Here is a 13,344-nt window from a genome sequence, read left to right as displayed (position 1 = left end):
AAGCGCAGTGCGCTTCGCATTGCAGCCTTGTGGCGCTAGCGGCGCTAGCGGCGCTGGCGGGCGAGCATGCGCCGGCCCTCCATGGCAAACTGGGCGCGCTGGCGGGCAATGGCTGCAGGCACAGGACCACGCCGGCGCCGGATAACCGGCGCTGCAGGCTCTACCAGTTCGGGGGTCTGGTCCCTCCGCGCCATCAGCTCTTCAAATTGTTCGCGGGTGAGATGGACGCCGCCGCTCTCGTCCTGCTCGGCTTCTTCGCTCGCGGCCGGTTGGTCGCGAAGGGCCCAGACTGCGGCCCCCAACAGAGCGATGATGATCACAGCCCCCGCCAGAATGCCCTCGCCACTGTTGGGATGGCTAAGCCAGCCGGGCTGAAGCTCAACGAGGAACATGCTTGGCCAGGCGGCGCAGCAGGCCATAATGTACCAGAGCACCCCGCCCTTTCGCCTGTGCGCGACACAGATCGAGGCGGCATAAAAACAAAGTGCAGCCAGAAAGCACGGCGCGCCATAGGCAAATCCAAGCTGGCGCCAATTGATATTATCGAGACCGGAAGCCGGATCCGCCTGAAGGAAAAGCCCAAGAAACATCATGATGCTTGGCCAGCGGATTGCCGTCAGCGCGCCGAACGCAAATGCGATGGCAAGCGCTGAAACAAGAAGGGCAATCAGACGTCGTGACATTGCCGTCTTATACAACAGCTCCGATTTAGGCTGGATGAATACGAGGTTGCAATTGCCTCGGCTCCGGTAAGTCCCTGTTCACATATTCGAGCGTTCCCGTTGCCAGTTGAGCGCGTTGCGCCATATCTTGCGTCATGACTGACGCATCCCCCTCCTTCCGCCGCACCGCCTTACTGCTTAGCGGCGCTGGCGCCCTGCCTTTCATCGGCCTTGTCATCGCCATGGCAATACTGGAAGCGCCGACAAATTCGACAGCGGGCTTGTGGCTGCAGACCTATGCAGCGGTGATCCTGAGCTTTTTAGGTGGCATCCGATGGGGGACCGCGATTGCAGCGCCGCCGTCCAGCCCCTTGCCGCTCGCCATCTCCGTGCTGCCGGCATTGGCGGGGTGGGCGATGCTGCCCCTGGCGATCATCCTGCAGCCCGGCCCGAACTGGTATCTCGGCTATGCGCTGGCCTTTGCGCTGCAGCTGGCCTGGGACTGGCGATCGGCCGCGGTGCCCGCATGGTTCAAGCCAATCCGTCTCGGTGTCAGTCTGGTCGTAATTTCAAGCCTGATCGGCGCCTGGGCGGTTCAGACCTATCTGTTCTAGGTCGCCTGTCAGTCAGATACTTTTGGCAGGGCCACAGCGGCCGCGGCGAAGCTAATCGCGCTCAGAATAATCGAGACGATCGCATTCCAGCCTGCCATGGAGAGGCCCAGCATCCGCCAGGGCGCGTCAAGGCAAGAGGCGGTCGCGGTGCGCTCATCGATGCCATCGAGGCTGAGGCTCATCACGTCGACAGCGCCTTCGACACAGCCGGTTGGCGCAGGCCACCATTTCCACTCAACGCCCGCATGATAGGCCGCCACAACCGCGCCGGTCAGAAATACCAGTGCCAGCATAATGTTGAAGGCGACCATGAACCGCCTGTTCTGACGGATATTCCAGAGGACAAGCCCCGTCGCCGCCATGGCGATAACAGCCCAGTAGACCTCACGCTGTCGCAGGCAAAGCTGACAGGGAAGCAGGTAGGCAAAGCGTTCGAAGGCGTGAGCCGTCGCGAGCATGGCCGCAGCCAGCAACAGCGCAATGGCTGGCCAGCGCCATGTTTTCAGCATTGGAGAGAGTGCAGCCATATCGCCTGTATCATCCTGATGCCGTGACGGACTGGCGGACAATGGAGAGGCCGAAGGCAAGACGCAATGCGACATCGCGCGCAGGCGCTGCCGTCAGCCGCCCGTGAGTGTGCGCACGCCTAGGAATATCAGCGCGAGCAAAGTCGTGATCCATGCCGTGCCAATGATGGATCCGACGATGACGAGAATGCCGTCGCGCGCCATCAACCCGAAGGCAACAATGGCCACACCAATGCCGGGCACCGTATTGGTCGAGGGCAGCGGCACGAGGATTGAGGCGCAGAAAAAGACGAGGAACAGTCCAATGACACGCTCCCCGCGCTTTCCCATTAAAAATGTCAGGCGCGGTCGGGCGATCTTTTCGAGCCAGCCAAACCATTTGCGTCCGCCTTTGGCGGTTCGGGTCAGACCCTTCTTGTCGATCATCCGCTGAGCGAACTTTTCCGGCAGCCACGGTTCCTTGCGGCCCGCCACCATCTGGCCGGAGAGAACCATCATCGGCAGAGACACGATCTGAGGCACGCCATAGAGAAACGGAATGCAGCAAGGCAACGCCAGAATAAACAGCGCCGCGCCGAACGCGCGCTCATTCAGCCGGTCAATAATCTGAAGAAGCGAGAAGCCCTCAACAGGCGCTTCATCGGCCATCGCCTCGACGGACTGCAGGAAAGTATGCGGAGCAAGCTCTTCGGTCATGGACATGCACCTAAAGCGCTTCTTTGCGCTGGTCGAGATGATTGACGAGCGCTTGCGCATCAGGCAGGAGCTTTTTTCCATTCGGGCGCCCCGGTGGTGGAATTGGTAGACGCGACGGATTCAAAATCCGTTTCTGGCAACAGAGTGCCGGTTCAAGTCCGGCCCGGGGCACCATTTTTATTTCTCCTGATCGGTCTAGCTGTTCGCGTGAGGCGACTGACAGGGGATGTCTTGATGCAAGCGGTGATTATTGGCGCCTCCGGCGGCATTGGCCGAGCCCTCACACTGGAGCTCGCCAGCCGAGGGGCGTTTCAGACCATTCATGCCCTGTCGCGCCGCGAAACCGGCGACTGGCCGGACGGCGTCATTGCCAGCCATATCGACATTGAAGATGAGAACAGCATCGCGGAGGCAGCTGAACGTGTCTCGGAGAACGGCAAGATCCAGCTTCTGATTATTGCGAGCGGCCTTCTGTCGGACGGCGAGGCGCTGCAGCCGGAAAAGTCCTGGCGGCACCAGTCCATGCATGCCTATGAGCGCGTTTTTCGGATCAACACGTTCGGACCGGGCCTCGTCGCAAAACACTTTCTGCCGTTGATGGCGCGCGATGAGCGGGCTGTATTTGCGGCGATGTCGGCCCGGGTCGGCTCTATCAGCGACAATGGGCTCGGCGGATGGCACGCTTACCGCGCATCAAAGGCCGCGCTGAACATGCTGATCCGGAACTTCGCCATCGAATGGCGGCGCAAATCCGGTGAGAGCATCTGTGTCTCCCTGCATCCCGGCACGGTGGATACAAATCTGTCAGAGCCGTTTCAGACGAATGTCCCAGATCGCCAGCTTTTCACGGCCGAGGGGTCTGCGCAAAAGCTGCTCGACGTTATCGATGAGCTGTCACCGGACAAGACCGGGCGGATTTTTGACTGGCAGGGCGAGGAGATCCAGCCCTGATCAGGCGGGCCCAGCCGTATTCACGAGCACGGACTGCGCCGAATAGGTGTTCGGATCAGCAGGCTTCGGACCATTGCCGACGATGATCTCAAGGCTCTCGGTTGTTTTCTCAGAGCTTCCGCCGATTGGAATGCCAATGCCCACGCCCACACCGACGCCTGATCCATAGCGGCCAGACGAGCTGCCGCCGCCTATCGAAACGGACGAGCGCGGGCCGTTATTGGCGTCGCTGGCATCGGTGTAGCCATTGACGACGCGAAACCAGTCACCACCGTTTTGCAGGGTGACTTCAGCCGCGCGGCGCAGCGCGTATCGGCGGGCCTCATCGGGCGAAAGCGCGGTATAGGTGACGCGATAGCGGTTGGTTTCGATCGGCTGGACGAAGTAGCCCTGCGCAGTTGAGGACGTCGCCGGCCCGTAAGGTTTCGCCGTCGCACAAGCTGTCATGCCAGCAAGAGCAAGTCCTGCCACGAGCAATTTCAGTCGTTTATCCATTCATCTACCCTTTGCGTTACCCGAAGACCGGCCGCTATCAAGCGCATTAAAGATGAACGCACGGCAACGGTAAAGTTCCGCCGCGGTTCAGACACCGTATGGCAGATATAGGTCTGCGCGGCCTTGTTCCTACCTGAAAAGGTGGCCGTGCAGGGTAAACCCGCGCTGATCTGCTCTTTGGATGAGACTGGCAGAATACTGTGCGCAGGGGCATGCACATCGCATGTCAGAGGCCGTGTCGCCGGGGACCGGCGCGGTCTCGCCCACCCCCTTAATCGCAGCAGACCCTAGTTCTTGTCTTTTGTATTGCGCCCAAAATTGGTCTCGGACGTATCCTGACCAGCGTCGAGAATGGCCTTGCGGATACCTCGGGCGCGCTCAAACTCTTTCATCAACATGTCACCATCGCCCCAGCGGATCGCCCGCTGAAGGGCAGCAAGGTCTTCGGTAAAACGGCCCAGCGTTTCGAGCACTGCAGCCCGGTTATTCAGAAAGACATCGCGCCACATGGTCGGGTCAGAGGCAGCGATACGGGTAAAGTCCCGGAAGCCACCGGCTGAGTATTTTACGACTTCCCCCTCGCCGACGCTTTCCATGTCATAGGCCGTCGAAACGATATTGAAGGCGATCAGGTGCGGCAGGTGAGAGGTGATGGCGAGGACGCGGTCATGACGGCCCGCATCCATGATCTCTACCTTTGCGCCGAGCATTTCCCAGAAGCCGGCCAGGCGATCGACGGCAGAATTATAATCTTCCTCGCGCTGCGGCAGAGGCGTCAGGATGTGCCAGGCCTCACGAAACAGCGACGGGAAACCGGCTTCCGGGCCTGATTTCTCTGTGCCGGCAATCGGGTGTCCGGGGATCAGGAAGACCTTGTCTGGGCAATGGGCCTGCATCTCACCCAGCACGCTTTCTTTCACCGAGCCGACATCTGTAAGGATTGCCCCCGCTTTCAGCGCAGGCGCAAGTTGCTTTGTGGTCTCTCCGATGGCGCCGACAGGCACGCAGAGGATCACGCAATCGGCACCGTCACAGGCGGCTTCGGCAGTGTCGCACACCTCGCCCAGCCTGAGCTTTTTAGCGCGTTTGCGCACGTCAGCGTCGCGATCAAACAGGCTGACCTTTCGCGCTGCACCGCTCTCGCGCGCAGCAAGCGCGATTGATGAGCCGATCAGACCTATGCCGATCACCGCAATCTGGTCGAAGATCGGCGCGGTCATGATTAGTCAGCCTTTGCGAAAGCGTCGAAAGCGTCCAGCACGTCGTCATTGGCCTCTTTCGTGCCAATTGACAGGCGCATGCAGTCTGGCAGGCCGTAGGCTTTCATGTCGCGAATGACGATGCCGCGCTGGCGCAGGAACGCATCTGCGTCATCGGCGCGTTTGCCGTCACGGTCTTCAAACTGGATGAGCAGGAAGTTGCCGACGCTCGGATAGACCTTGTAGCCCATGCCTTCGAGGGCCGGTTTGATCCGATCGAGCTCTGAATTGTTATGCTCAACCGAGCGGGACACAAACCCATCATCACTGAGCGCTGCGATGCCAGCGACCTGCGCGACGGACGTCACATTGAACGGTCCACGCACGCGGTGAATGGCGTCGATGACGCTTTCGGGACCATAAGCCCATCCAAGCCGCAGCCCGGCCAGTCCATGGATTTTCGAGAAGGTACGCGTGACAAGCACGTTGGCCTCTTCGCCCGCCAATTCCATGCCGGCGGAATAATCATTAGCCTGAACGTACTCGGCGTAGGCACCGTCAAGCACGAGCAGGATATCCTCGCGCAGGCCCTTATGAAGACGTTTGACCTCATCATAGGGGATGTAGCTGCCGGTTGGATTGTTCGGGTTTGCGAGGAAGACGATCTTGGTCTTGTCCGTCACGCGCTCAAGCATGGCGTCGACATCGGCGCACAGATCCTTCTCCGGCGCGCTGATGCACTTGGCGCCCGATTGCTGCGCCACGAGGCGATAGACCAGAAAGCCATGCGCGGACTGGAGGATTTCGTCACCGGGCTGCAGATAGGCGCGGCCGAGCAGCTGGAAGATTTCATCGGAGCCAGCCCCGCAGACGAGGCGGTCCGGGTCGATACCGTATTTCTGACCGATGGCCTTGCGAAGCTCAAACGCTGACCCGTCAGGATAAATTTCCAGCTGCTTGGCCATGTCAGCCAGCGCTGCCTGCGCGGCGGGACTGCTGCCGAGCGGGTTTTCGTTCGACGATAGTTTCCAGCCATGGTCGAGCTTTTGCCCTCCCTTATACGGCGTGATTTCGAGAATGTTGGAAAGCGGCTTTGGCCCGGTCATTCACTTGCTCCCTGTTTCGATGATCCTCGTGGCCAAGGATGACGCAGAAATCAAGGGAAGTGATGTGAATGCCGGGCCGTGAATGGCCGAATTTGTCTAGCCTTTGAGGAAGGCCAACAGATCATTGGTCAGCTGATCGGCATGCGTTGCCGTCAAACCATGCGGAGCGCCATCATATTCCTTGAGGGTTGCGTCCTTGATCAGCTTGGCAGCGGCACGGGCCGTCGGATCGATTGGCACAGTCTGGTCGCCAGTGCCGTGAATGACGAGCGTGGGCACATCAAAGGCCGCCATGTCTGGACGCAGATCGGTCTTGCCGAACGCATCAACACAGTCGAGCGTAGCCTTCGGGCTTGCCAGCATCGCCATGGCCCAGGTCCAGTGCAGGACGGCATCTGAGACGCCGCCAGCCTCGGTGCCCTGCCCGTAGAAATCATTGAAGAAGTTTTTCAGAAAGTCCTGACGGTCCTTGCGCAGACCTTCCTTCATACCCGCAAACACACTTGCAGGCGCGCCATCGGGATTGTCGCCGGTCTGCAGCATGTAGGGTGCGATGGAAGAAATGAGGGCGGCCTGCTTCACATGTTTGCCGTCATGGCGCGACATGTATTTGGCGATCTCGCCACCGCCCATGGAGAAGCCGGCAATCGTCGCATCTTTCAGACCGAGCTGTTTGATAACGGCTGCGAGGTCATCTGACATGGTGTCGTAATCATAGCCGTCCCATGGCTGTTCCGAGCGGCCAAAACCGCGCCGGTCATAGGCAACGACCCGGTAGCCCGCTTCGGCAATCTTCACCGCCTGGTATTCCCAGCTGTTAGCATTAAGCGGCCAGCCGTGCACCAGGACAAGCGGGCGACCTTCACCCCAGTCTTTGACAAAGATGTTGGTGTCGTTTGCGCCTTGAATATAGGGCATTCTTTTCCCTTTCGTGTAGAATTCTTCTTGCCTTCAATGAATGCTCGCATGGCTTGCATGTTCCATATGTGCGTGCGCTGGCGCGCCAAATTTCTTGACTTCGACGGCGCGGACGGACACCTGAGCAGCGATGCCGGATACGAACCGCAAACCCCTTTCGCAGGTGCGCTCCCTGACCCTGCCTGAGCCGCTACCGCTTGATTGCGGCGAGCAGCTGGACGCTGTGCAGATTGCGTATGAAAGCTGGGGCGAGATTAATGCCGACCGGTCTAACGTCATTCTGATTTGCCATGCGCTGACCGGAGACCAGTTTGCCGGCTCGGAAAATACGATCACAGGCCGGCCGGCCTGGTGGGCAAGAATGATCGGCCCCGGCAAACCGATAGACACCAACCGCTTTCACATTATCGCGACCAACGTGCTGGGCGGATGCATGGGCACGACTGGCCCGGCCTCGACCGCGCCAGACGGCAAGCCATGGGGCACACGGTTTCCGGTCATCACGATTGGCGACATGGTGCGGGCTCAACGGGCCTTCATCGCCGCCCTCGGTGTTGAGAGCCTGTTCTCCATCATCGGCGGCTCAATGGGCGGTATGCAGGCCCTGGAATGGGCGGTTCAGGCACCAGAGCAGGTGTTTACATCCGTTCCGATCGCGACCTGCGCCAGCCATTCAGCACAGAACATCGCCTTCTACGAAGTCGGACGTCAGGCCATCATGGCGGACCCGGACTGGTGCGAAGGCAACTATCTTGCCGAAGGACGGCGGCCCGGCCGCGGTCTCGCGATTGCGCGGATGGCCGCGCACATCACCTATGTGTCTGAAAGCGCCCTGAAGCGGAAATTCGACCGGGGACTTCAGAACCGCGAGACGGCGAGCTTCAGCTTCGACGCTGATTTCCAGGTCGAATCCTATCTGCGCTATCAGGGCAATTCCTTCGTCGACCGGTTTGACGCCAATTCGTATCTCTACGTCACCCGGGCGATGGACTATTTCGATCTCGCCTCACGCCAGGAAGGCCGACTGGCGGATGTGTTCAAGGACACGACGGTCCGGTTCTGCCTCTTCTCTTTTTCTTCTGACTGGCATTATCCGCCCGAAGCGAACAGAGAGATTACGCGCGCCCTGGCCGCAGCGGGCGCGGAAGTCAGCTATCTCGACATCGAGACAGACAAGGGTCACGACGCCTTCCTGCTGGAAGAACCCCTCTATGAAAATGCGCTCGCCGGTTTCCTGTCGGCAAGTGCGGAACGGCGGGGCATCTGATGACGACCGAGGCCAGGCGTTCAGACCATGAGGCCATCGTGAAGTGTGTCGGCGAAGGCGCACGCGTGCTGGACGTTGGCTGCGGCGATGGCGCCCTGCTCGCGCTACTACAAGCCCGCAAAAATGTGCGAGCGCGAGGGCTGGAACTGTCGAGCAAGCAGGCCGGTTTGGCGCTGGCGCGCGGCCTGTCAGTCATCCAGGGCGACGCCGATAGCGATCTGGAAGTCTTTCCCGATGACGGCTTCGATGTCGCGATTCTTTCGAATGCGATCCAGCAGATGCGACGGCCGGATGCCGTCCTGCGCGAGCTTTCACGTATCGCGCCGGAAGTCATCGTCTCGTTTCGAAATTACGGACTTTGGCGGCGACGCCTCTCACTCCTGCAATCAGGACGGATGCCCGGCCCGGGCTGGCGCCATGCAGGCGAAGCGCTGCACCCGACCACGGCGCGCGACATGATCGAGCTGGCCGATTCGCTCGGCCTCTGCGTGGTCGCGATGGCCGCTGCCGGAAATGGAAAAGTGGGCGCGTTTCGCAATAGTGGATTGTCACGCCTCAACTGGGGCGCAGACGAAGTGATTCTACACCTTCGCCGGAAATGAAAAAGCCGACCAGGCCCTGACCCCGGTCGGCTTTCTCACAAGCACAAGACTGGACAGTATTAGCCGCTCAGTGCTTGCTCATTCTTTTCGCCGGTGCGGATGCGGGTGACCGAATCGAGACCGGAAACGAAGATTTTGCCGTCGCCGATCGTGCCGGTATTTGCAGCAGCGATAATCGCTTCGACAAGGCGATCGATATCGGCGCCTGCGCAGGCAACTTCGACTTTTACCTTCGGCAGGAGGCGGACTTCGTATTCGGCGCCGCGATACACTTCCGTCTTTCCCTGCTGGCGACCGTAGCCGCGAACTTCAGACACTGTCAGGCCGGCAACACCGGCTTCGCTAAGTGCATCGATGACGGCATCCAGCCGGCTTGGCTTGAAGATGGCGGTGATTAGTTTCATGGCCCCAAAGCCTCCCATTGTTCAACAAGTAGATCAAAGCGTGCGTGCCCCGGTGGGTCAATGACGCATCATTACAGATTTTCGGCACATCCCGGGTCTGCCTCATTTCTAGGCAACTGTGCCACACCTTTGCGCCCGGGCGCCTTTTCGGTCACCGGCGCACCGGCGCCGCCCCGTGGATGGGCATATAGACGTTTGACCGCTTCGACCAGCACCACACCGCCGAGACCGGGGGTTAACGCCTCGCCGAACCGCTCCCAGCCATCCGCCATATGCATCAGCGGACCGAAATTGATCGGCGGCGGATGAACGGCGGTCGTGCTGGCGGTGACCTGAAAGAGATGGTCGTTCAGCCAGGCGATGAGCTGGCGGCGCGTCCACGGACGGCCATGGCCAAACGGATTGCTCTCAGCGAGCGACCAGAGGCCCTTGCGATTTGCGACCATGATCAGGGCGCGGCCTTCCGGCGCGAGGACACGCCAGGCCTCCCGCAACACCTGGCGCGGACTGTCGGCCTCTTCCACGGCATGCAGAAGGATCACCCGATCGAAAGTGTTATCGGCGAAGGGCAGCCTGTCTTCCTCGGCGAGGCAGGTCGAAACGCCGCGATCGGTGGCTGACCAGTAAGAGGCTTTGCCGTGATGCGGCGTGACGGCCATGCATGCCTTGGCGTTTGCCGAGAGCCCGGCGAGCAGCGGATGGGCATATCCCATGCCGAGAATTGTGCGCCCTGCGCAATCGCCCCAGAGATCATTGACGCGCTTCAACAATAGGTAGCAGGCCGTCTCGCCGAGCCGGCTGGCATAGAAGTCTTCAAGGTCGCGGGCTGTCAGTCGCATTCAAACTCTTGTCTCAGTCTACTTTGTCTGTGTTAGATGGGGTCATGATCGAAATACACCAGTTTCCCTGCCTGAATGACAATTACGGGTTTCTCGTCCACGATCCGGACAGCGGCGCCACGATTGCAATCGATACGCCGGATGGCGACAAGTATCTGTCGGAAGCTGAACGTCTCGGCTGGACGATAGATGCTATCTGGAACACGCACTGGCATCCTGACCATGCCGGAGGCAATCTCAGGATCAAGGAAGCGACAGGTGCCAAGGTCTTCGGGCCGGCGGGCGAAGCGGAAAAAATTCCCGGTATCGATGAAGCGCTGTCTGGTGGAGACACGATCAAGCTGGGCGAGCGGACGGTGCATATACTTGATGTGCCCGGACATACGCTGGGCCATATCGCCTACCATATCCCGGAGTCGGACACTGCCTTCGTCGGCGACGCACTCTTTGCGCTTGGTTGCGGGCGCGTGTTTGAGGGCGACCCGGACATGATGTGGTCGTCTCTGTCGCGCCTCAAGGGTCTGCCGCCTGAGACGGTGATCTATTGTGCGCATGAATATACGCAGGCCAATGCCCGGTTCGCGCTGACGGTCGACCCTGAGAATGCAGCCCTTGCTGCCTATGCCAAGGAAGTGGACATGAAACGCCAGCGCGGCGACTGGACCGTTCCAACGACGATCGCGCGTGAGCTGGAAGCCAATCCATTCCTGCGCGCCGATGATGAGGCTTTGCAGACTGCCATGGGGCATGCCGGGGACCCGGTGGCGACATTCGCCGAAATCCGCGCGCGCAAGGACAGCTTCTAGGCTGTGGCAGCGATTTCCGGTGATCTGGGCGCGAATGAGATCATTCGCCTGCTCGGCCTGAAGCCGCATCCGGAAGGCGGGCACTTCGTAGAGATGTACCGAAGCGAGGGCGACGGCCGCGCCGCCTGCACGACGATCTACTATCTTCTGCAAGCCGACGAGATTTCAGCCTGGCACCGGGTCGATGCTGACGAGGTCTGGGCGTGGCATGCAGGCGGGCCTTTATCGCTGACCTTGTCGCCGCCGGACGGCAAAGGCGCCGCGGCGCAAATGCTGGGGCCGGACCTTCGCGCGGGCCAAGCCCACATCTGGTCGTTCCGAAATCTCACTGGCAGACAGCCGAAAGCCTCGGTGCATGGACGCTGGTCAGCTGCTTCGTGGCGCCGGGGTTTGAGTTTGCCGGGTTTGAACTCGCGCCGGACAATTGGCGACCAGAGGTCTAGATCAACCCGCTGTCGCGCCGCCGTCGATCACAAGCTCCGCGCCCGTCATATAGCTGCTCTCGTCAGAGGCGAGAAACAGCATGCCGTTGACGATCTCCTGAATGGAGCCTGTCCGCCCGATGGGCACAGCCTCAGCTGTCATACCCGATAGCGTCTCGTCGCGCGGCATATTGCTGTCCTTGGCCTCGCTTGTGCCGATTAGCGTGTCCCAGATCGCTGTCGAGATGATGCCCGGATGGATCGAGTTGACGCGAATGCCGTCTTTGGCCTCTGCGCATTCCAGCGCGACCGATTTGGTAAAGCTGCGAACGGCTGCCTTGGTGGCGCAATAGCAGGAGAAGTTTGCGGTCGAGCGGATACCGGCAATGGAGGAGACATTGATAATATTGCCCTGGCCGGCTGCTTTCATCATGGGAAGGGCGTGCTTCACGCCGAGGAAGACACCGTCGACATTGATCGCCATCATCTTACGCCAAACCGATAGCTCGGTTTCATGCGCGAGGCCTGTCATGCCGATGCCTGCATTGTTGATGAGGACGTCCAGTCTGCCTTCGGTTTCTTCGATTGAGGCCATAACGCTTTTCCAGGCGTCTTCGGAAGTCACGTCATGCTCAATGAAGCGCGCCTTGCCGCCGGACCCGGTAATTTCCTCGACCAGCGAGTTGCCGAGATCCGTCTCGATGTCCGTTGCAACGATAGACGCGCCTTCTGCGGCGAAGCTGATCGCGGCCTGACGGCCGATGCCTTTGGCGGCGCCGGTTATACAGACAATTTTTCCAGCGAATTTCTTGGTCATGGCATGCTCCCTGATACCTTCAGCTGATGTGCGGTTTCGGAAAGGATGCGGTCATGATGGACAGAGGTGCAAGTCTGACGCCGCGGTAGCGCGGGCCGCTTTAGGCCGGGAAACCACCTGCCTTGCTGAGGCTGGAGCTGACCGGATGCCCGAGCACTGTTTCGAGCCATTTGGCGGTCTCGATCAGCTTGCCCAAATCAAGCCCGGTGTCGAAACCGGCCCGTTCGAGCATGTAGACCACGTCTTCTGTCGCGACATTGCCGGTCGCCGCTGGCGCGAAAGGGCACCCGCCAATCCCGCCGCAGCTCGCATCGATCACATCGACACCTTCTTCAATGGAAGCGGCAATATTGGCGAGCGCAGCGCCGCGCGTGTCATGGAAGTGCATGCGCAGAAAAACGTCAGGCGCTTCCATGCGGACCTGCTCGATCAGGGATTTCACTTGCCAGGGTGTCGCGACACCGATTGTGTCACCAAGCGCGACTTCGCCGGCGCCTGCGCGCTGGGCCCTGGCGGCGAGATTGGCCACGACGGCTGGATCGACCTCGCCGCCAAACGGGTCCCCGAAGGCAACGGAAATCGTTGCGGTAAACGGGATGCCCGCCTCGAGCATCAGCGGCGCGCATTGCATCAGCATGTCACCGCTTTCTGATGGGGTCATGCCCTGATTACGCTTGCCGAAAGCCTCGCCGGCCACAAGCACGAAATTGATCTCGTCAGCGCCTGCATCGATTGAGCGGCGAACGCCTTTTTCATTCAGCGCGAGGGCGATGTGACGGGTTTTGAGACTGCGATCGAGGCCGCGAAAGACCTCACCCGAATCTGCCATTTTCGGGACAGCCTTGGGTGAAACAAAGCTGCCTGACTCCATTCTTTTGACGCCGCACGCCTCAAGGCGCGAGATGAATTCAAGCTTCTGGTCTGTCGACAGATTGGCCGGGTCGTTCTGAAGGCCGTCGCGGGGGCCAACTTCAACAATGTCGATGCGTCTCGTCATGCGGTACAATCCTGAACGTGTA

The 13,344-nt window shown here is 60.2% G+C and carries 16 protein-coding genes, 1 tRNA gene and 1 pseudogene; 7 read left to right on the top strand and 11 right to left on the bottom strand.

Going from position 1 to position 13,344, the window contains the following annotated elements; translation table 11 throughout:
* Positions 1-44: 44 nt before the first annotated feature.
* Positions 45-683 carry a hypothetical protein gene (locus B8783_RS16325; protein ID WP_084421161.1) on the bottom strand — a complete coding sequence of 213 codons (639 nt, stop codon included), beginning with the start codon at positions 681-683 and terminating at the stop codon, positions 45-47.
* 134 nt (positions 684-817) lie between these two features.
* Here B8783_RS16325 and B8783_RS16320 point away from each other — a divergent pair, with 134 nt between their 5' ends.
* Entirely contained in the window at positions 818-1,276 is a 459-nt protein-coding gene (locus B8783_RS16320; protein WP_084421159.1) for a DUF3429 domain-containing protein, read from the top strand.
* A gap of 8 nt (positions 1,277-1,284) precedes the next feature.
* On the opposite strand, the gene B8783_RS16315 is transcribed toward B8783_RS16320, so the two are convergent.
* Complete coding sequence (locus tag B8783_RS16315) at positions 1,285-1,803, bottom strand: disulfide bond formation protein B (protein ID WP_084421157.1); 519 nt, start codon at positions 1,801-1,803, stop codon at positions 1,285-1,287.
* 93 nt (positions 1,804-1,896) lie between these two features.
* On the bottom strand, positions 1,897-2,499 hold the full coding sequence (locus B8783_RS16310) for an exopolysaccharide biosynthesis protein (RefSeq protein WP_084421149.1): 603 nt from the start codon (positions 2,497-2,499) through the stop codon (positions 1,897-1,899).
* Positions 2,500-2,586: 87 nt separating this feature from the next.
* Between B8783_RS16310 and B8783_RS16305 the strand changes: the two genes are divergently transcribed.
* Together B8783_RS16305 and B8783_RS16300 are read left to right on the top strand one after the other, a co-directional pair.
* Positions 2,587-2,673, top strand: a tRNA-Leu gene (locus B8783_RS16305).
* A 60-nt stretch (positions 2,674-2,733) separates the two neighbouring features.
* Positions 2,734-3,450 carry an SDR family NAD(P)-dependent oxidoreductase gene (locus B8783_RS16300; protein ID WP_084421141.1) on the top strand — a complete coding sequence of 239 codons (717 nt, stop codon included), beginning with the start codon at positions 2,734-2,736 and terminating at the stop codon, positions 3,448-3,450.
* On the opposite strand, the gene B8783_RS16295 is transcribed toward B8783_RS16300, so the two are convergent.
* The 4 genes from B8783_RS16295 to B8783_RS16280 form a co-directional block, all read right to left on the bottom strand.
* The gene (locus tag B8783_RS16295) at positions 3,451-3,945 is read right to left on the bottom strand and encodes a CC0125/CC1285 family lipoprotein (protein WP_084421140.1); all 495 of its coding nucleotides are present in this window, start codon (positions 3,943-3,945) and stop codon (positions 3,451-3,453) included.
* A gap of 287 nt (positions 3,946-4,232) precedes the next feature.
* Positions 4,233-5,165 (bottom strand): prephenate/arogenate dehydrogenase family protein, encoded by a 933-nt coding sequence (locus B8783_RS16290; RefSeq protein ID WP_084421139.1) that lies wholly within the window; start codon positions 5,163-5,165, stop codon positions 4,233-4,235.
* Positions 5,166-5,167: 2 nt separating this feature from the next.
* Positions 5,168-6,250, bottom strand: coding sequence for a histidinol-phosphate transaminase (gene hisC / locus B8783_RS16285; RefSeq protein WP_084421138.1), 1,083 nt, complete (start codon positions 6,248-6,250; stop codon positions 5,168-5,170).
* A gap of 96 nt (positions 6,251-6,346) precedes the next feature.
* On the bottom strand, positions 6,347-7,168 hold the full coding sequence (locus tag B8783_RS16280) for an alpha/beta fold hydrolase (RefSeq protein ID WP_084421134.1): 822 nt from the start codon (positions 7,166-7,168) through the stop codon (positions 6,347-6,349).
* Between the two features lie 130 nt (positions 7,169-7,298).
* On the opposite strand from B8783_RS16280, the gene metX reads away from it, so the two are divergent.
* Both metX and B8783_RS16270 read left to right on the top strand, forming a co-directional pair.
* Positions 7,299-8,435, top strand: coding sequence for a homoserine O-acetyltransferase MetX (gene metX, locus B8783_RS16275; protein ID WP_084421132.1), 1,137 nt, complete (start codon positions 7,299-7,301; stop codon positions 8,433-8,435).
* The gene (locus tag B8783_RS16270; protein ID WP_084421123.1) at positions 8,435-9,037 is read left to right on the top strand and encodes a methionine biosynthesis protein MetW; all 603 of its coding nucleotides are present in this window, start codon (positions 8,435-8,437) and stop codon (positions 9,035-9,037) included. The genes metX and B8783_RS16270 overlap by 1 nt, the downstream gene beginning before the upstream one ends.
* 59 nt (positions 9,038-9,096) lie before the next feature.
* On the opposite strand, the gene B8783_RS16265 is transcribed toward B8783_RS16270, so the two are convergent.
* A complete protein-coding gene (locus B8783_RS16265) occupies positions 9,097-9,441 on the bottom strand; it encodes a P-II family nitrogen regulator (RefSeq protein WP_084421114.1) in 345 nt (114 codons plus the stop codon).
* Positions 9,442-9,512: 71 nt separating this feature from the next.
* Entirely contained in the window at positions 9,513-10,280 is a 768-nt protein-coding gene (locus B8783_RS16260) for a class I SAM-dependent methyltransferase (RefSeq protein WP_084421113.1), read from the bottom strand.
* 44 nt (positions 10,281-10,324) lie between these two features.
* On the opposite strand from B8783_RS16260, the gene gloB reads away from it, so the two are divergent.
* Positions 10,325-11,086 (top strand): hydroxyacylglutathione hydrolase, encoded by a 762-nt coding sequence (gloB, locus tag B8783_RS16255; RefSeq protein ID WP_084421112.1) that lies wholly within the window; start codon positions 10,325-10,327, stop codon positions 11,084-11,086.
* A 12-nt stretch (positions 11,087-11,098) separates the two neighbouring features.
* Positions 11,099-11,529 (top strand): annotated as a pseudogene (locus B8783_RS18880) (cupin domain-containing protein).
* Between the two features lies 1 nt (position 11,530).
* Here the strand turns inward: B8783_RS18880 and B8783_RS16245 are convergent.
* Complete coding sequence (locus tag B8783_RS16245) at positions 11,531-12,325, bottom strand: SDR family NAD(P)-dependent oxidoreductase (RefSeq protein ID WP_084421111.1); 795 nt, start codon at positions 12,323-12,325, stop codon at positions 11,531-11,533.
* Between the two features lie 100 nt (positions 12,326-12,425).
* Positions 12,426-13,322: a hydroxymethylglutaryl-CoA lyase gene (locus B8783_RS16240; RefSeq protein ID WP_084421110.1), complete on the bottom strand. Its 897-nt coding sequence runs from the start codon at positions 13,320-13,322 to the stop codon at positions 12,426-12,428.
* Between the last annotated feature and the right edge of the window lie 22 nt (positions 13,323-13,344).

It is taken from the genome of Henriciella litoralis (assembly GCF_002088935.1).
In the GTDB taxonomy this organism is placed as follows: domain Bacteria; phylum Pseudomonadota; class Alphaproteobacteria; order Caulobacterales; family Hyphomonadaceae; genus Henriciella; species Henriciella litoralis.
The sequence above is the reverse complement of the archived record's forward strand: the minus strand, read 5'-3'. Positions and strand labels throughout refer to the sequence as shown.

Bases quoted from the DNA above. Each gene is read 5' to 3' on its own strand.
- B8783_RS16325 (WP_084421161.1), bottom strand. From the start codon at position 683: ATGTCACGACGTCTGATTGCCCTTCTTGTTTCAGCGCTTGCCATCGCA.
- B8783_RS16240 (WP_084421110.1), bottom strand. From the start codon at position 13,322: ATGACGAGACGCATCGACATTGTTGAAGTTGGCCCCCGCGACGGCCTT.
- B8783_RS16270 (WP_084421123.1), top strand. From the start codon at position 8,435: ATGACGACCGAGGCCAGGCGTTCAGACCATGAGGCCATCGTGAAGTGT.
- B8783_RS16260 (WP_084421113.1), bottom strand. From the start codon at position 10,280: ATGCGACTGACAGCCCGCGACCTTGAAGACTTCTATGCCAGCCGGCTC.
- B8783_RS16300 (WP_084421141.1), top strand. From the start codon at position 2,734: ATGCAAGCGGTGATTATTGGCGCCTCCGGCGGCATTGGCCGAGCCCTC.
- gloB (WP_084421112.1), top strand. From the start codon at position 10,325: ATGATCGAAATACACCAGTTTCCCTGCCTGAATGACAATTACGGGTTT.
- B8783_RS16245 (WP_084421111.1), bottom strand. From the start codon at position 12,325: ATGACCAAGAAATTCGCTGGAAAAATTGTCTGTATAACCGGCGCCGCC.
- metX (WP_084421132.1), top strand. From the start codon at position 7,299: ATGCCGGATACGAACCGCAAACCCCTTTCGCAGGTGCGCTCCCTGACC.
- B8783_RS16280 (WP_084421134.1), bottom strand. From the start codon at position 7,168: ATGCCCTATATTCAAGGCGCAAACGACACCAACATCTTTGTCAAAGAC.
- B8783_RS16295 (WP_084421140.1), bottom strand. From the start codon at position 3,945: ATGGATAAACGACTGAAATTGCTCGTGGCAGGACTTGCTCTTGCTGGC.
- B8783_RS16320 (WP_084421159.1), top strand. From the start codon at position 818: ATGACTGACGCATCCCCCTCCTTCCGCCGCACCGCCTTACTGCTTAGC.
- hisC (WP_084421138.1), bottom strand. From the start codon at position 6,250: ATGACCGGGCCAAAGCCGCTTTCCAACATTCTCGAAATCACGCCGTAT.
- B8783_RS16315 (WP_084421157.1), bottom strand. From the start codon at position 1,803: ATGGCTGCACTCTCTCCAATGCTGAAAACATGGCGCTGGCCAGCCATT.
- B8783_RS16310 (WP_084421149.1), bottom strand. From the start codon at position 2,499: ATGACCGAAGAGCTTGCTCCGCATACTTTCCTGCAGTCCGTCGAGGCG.
- B8783_RS16290 (WP_084421139.1), bottom strand. From the start codon at position 5,165: ATGACCGCGCCGATCTTCGACCAGATTGCGGTGATCGGCATAGGTCTG.
- B8783_RS16265 (WP_084421114.1), bottom strand. From the start codon at position 9,441: ATGAAACTAATCACCGCCATCTTCAAGCCAAGCCGGCTGGATGCCGTC.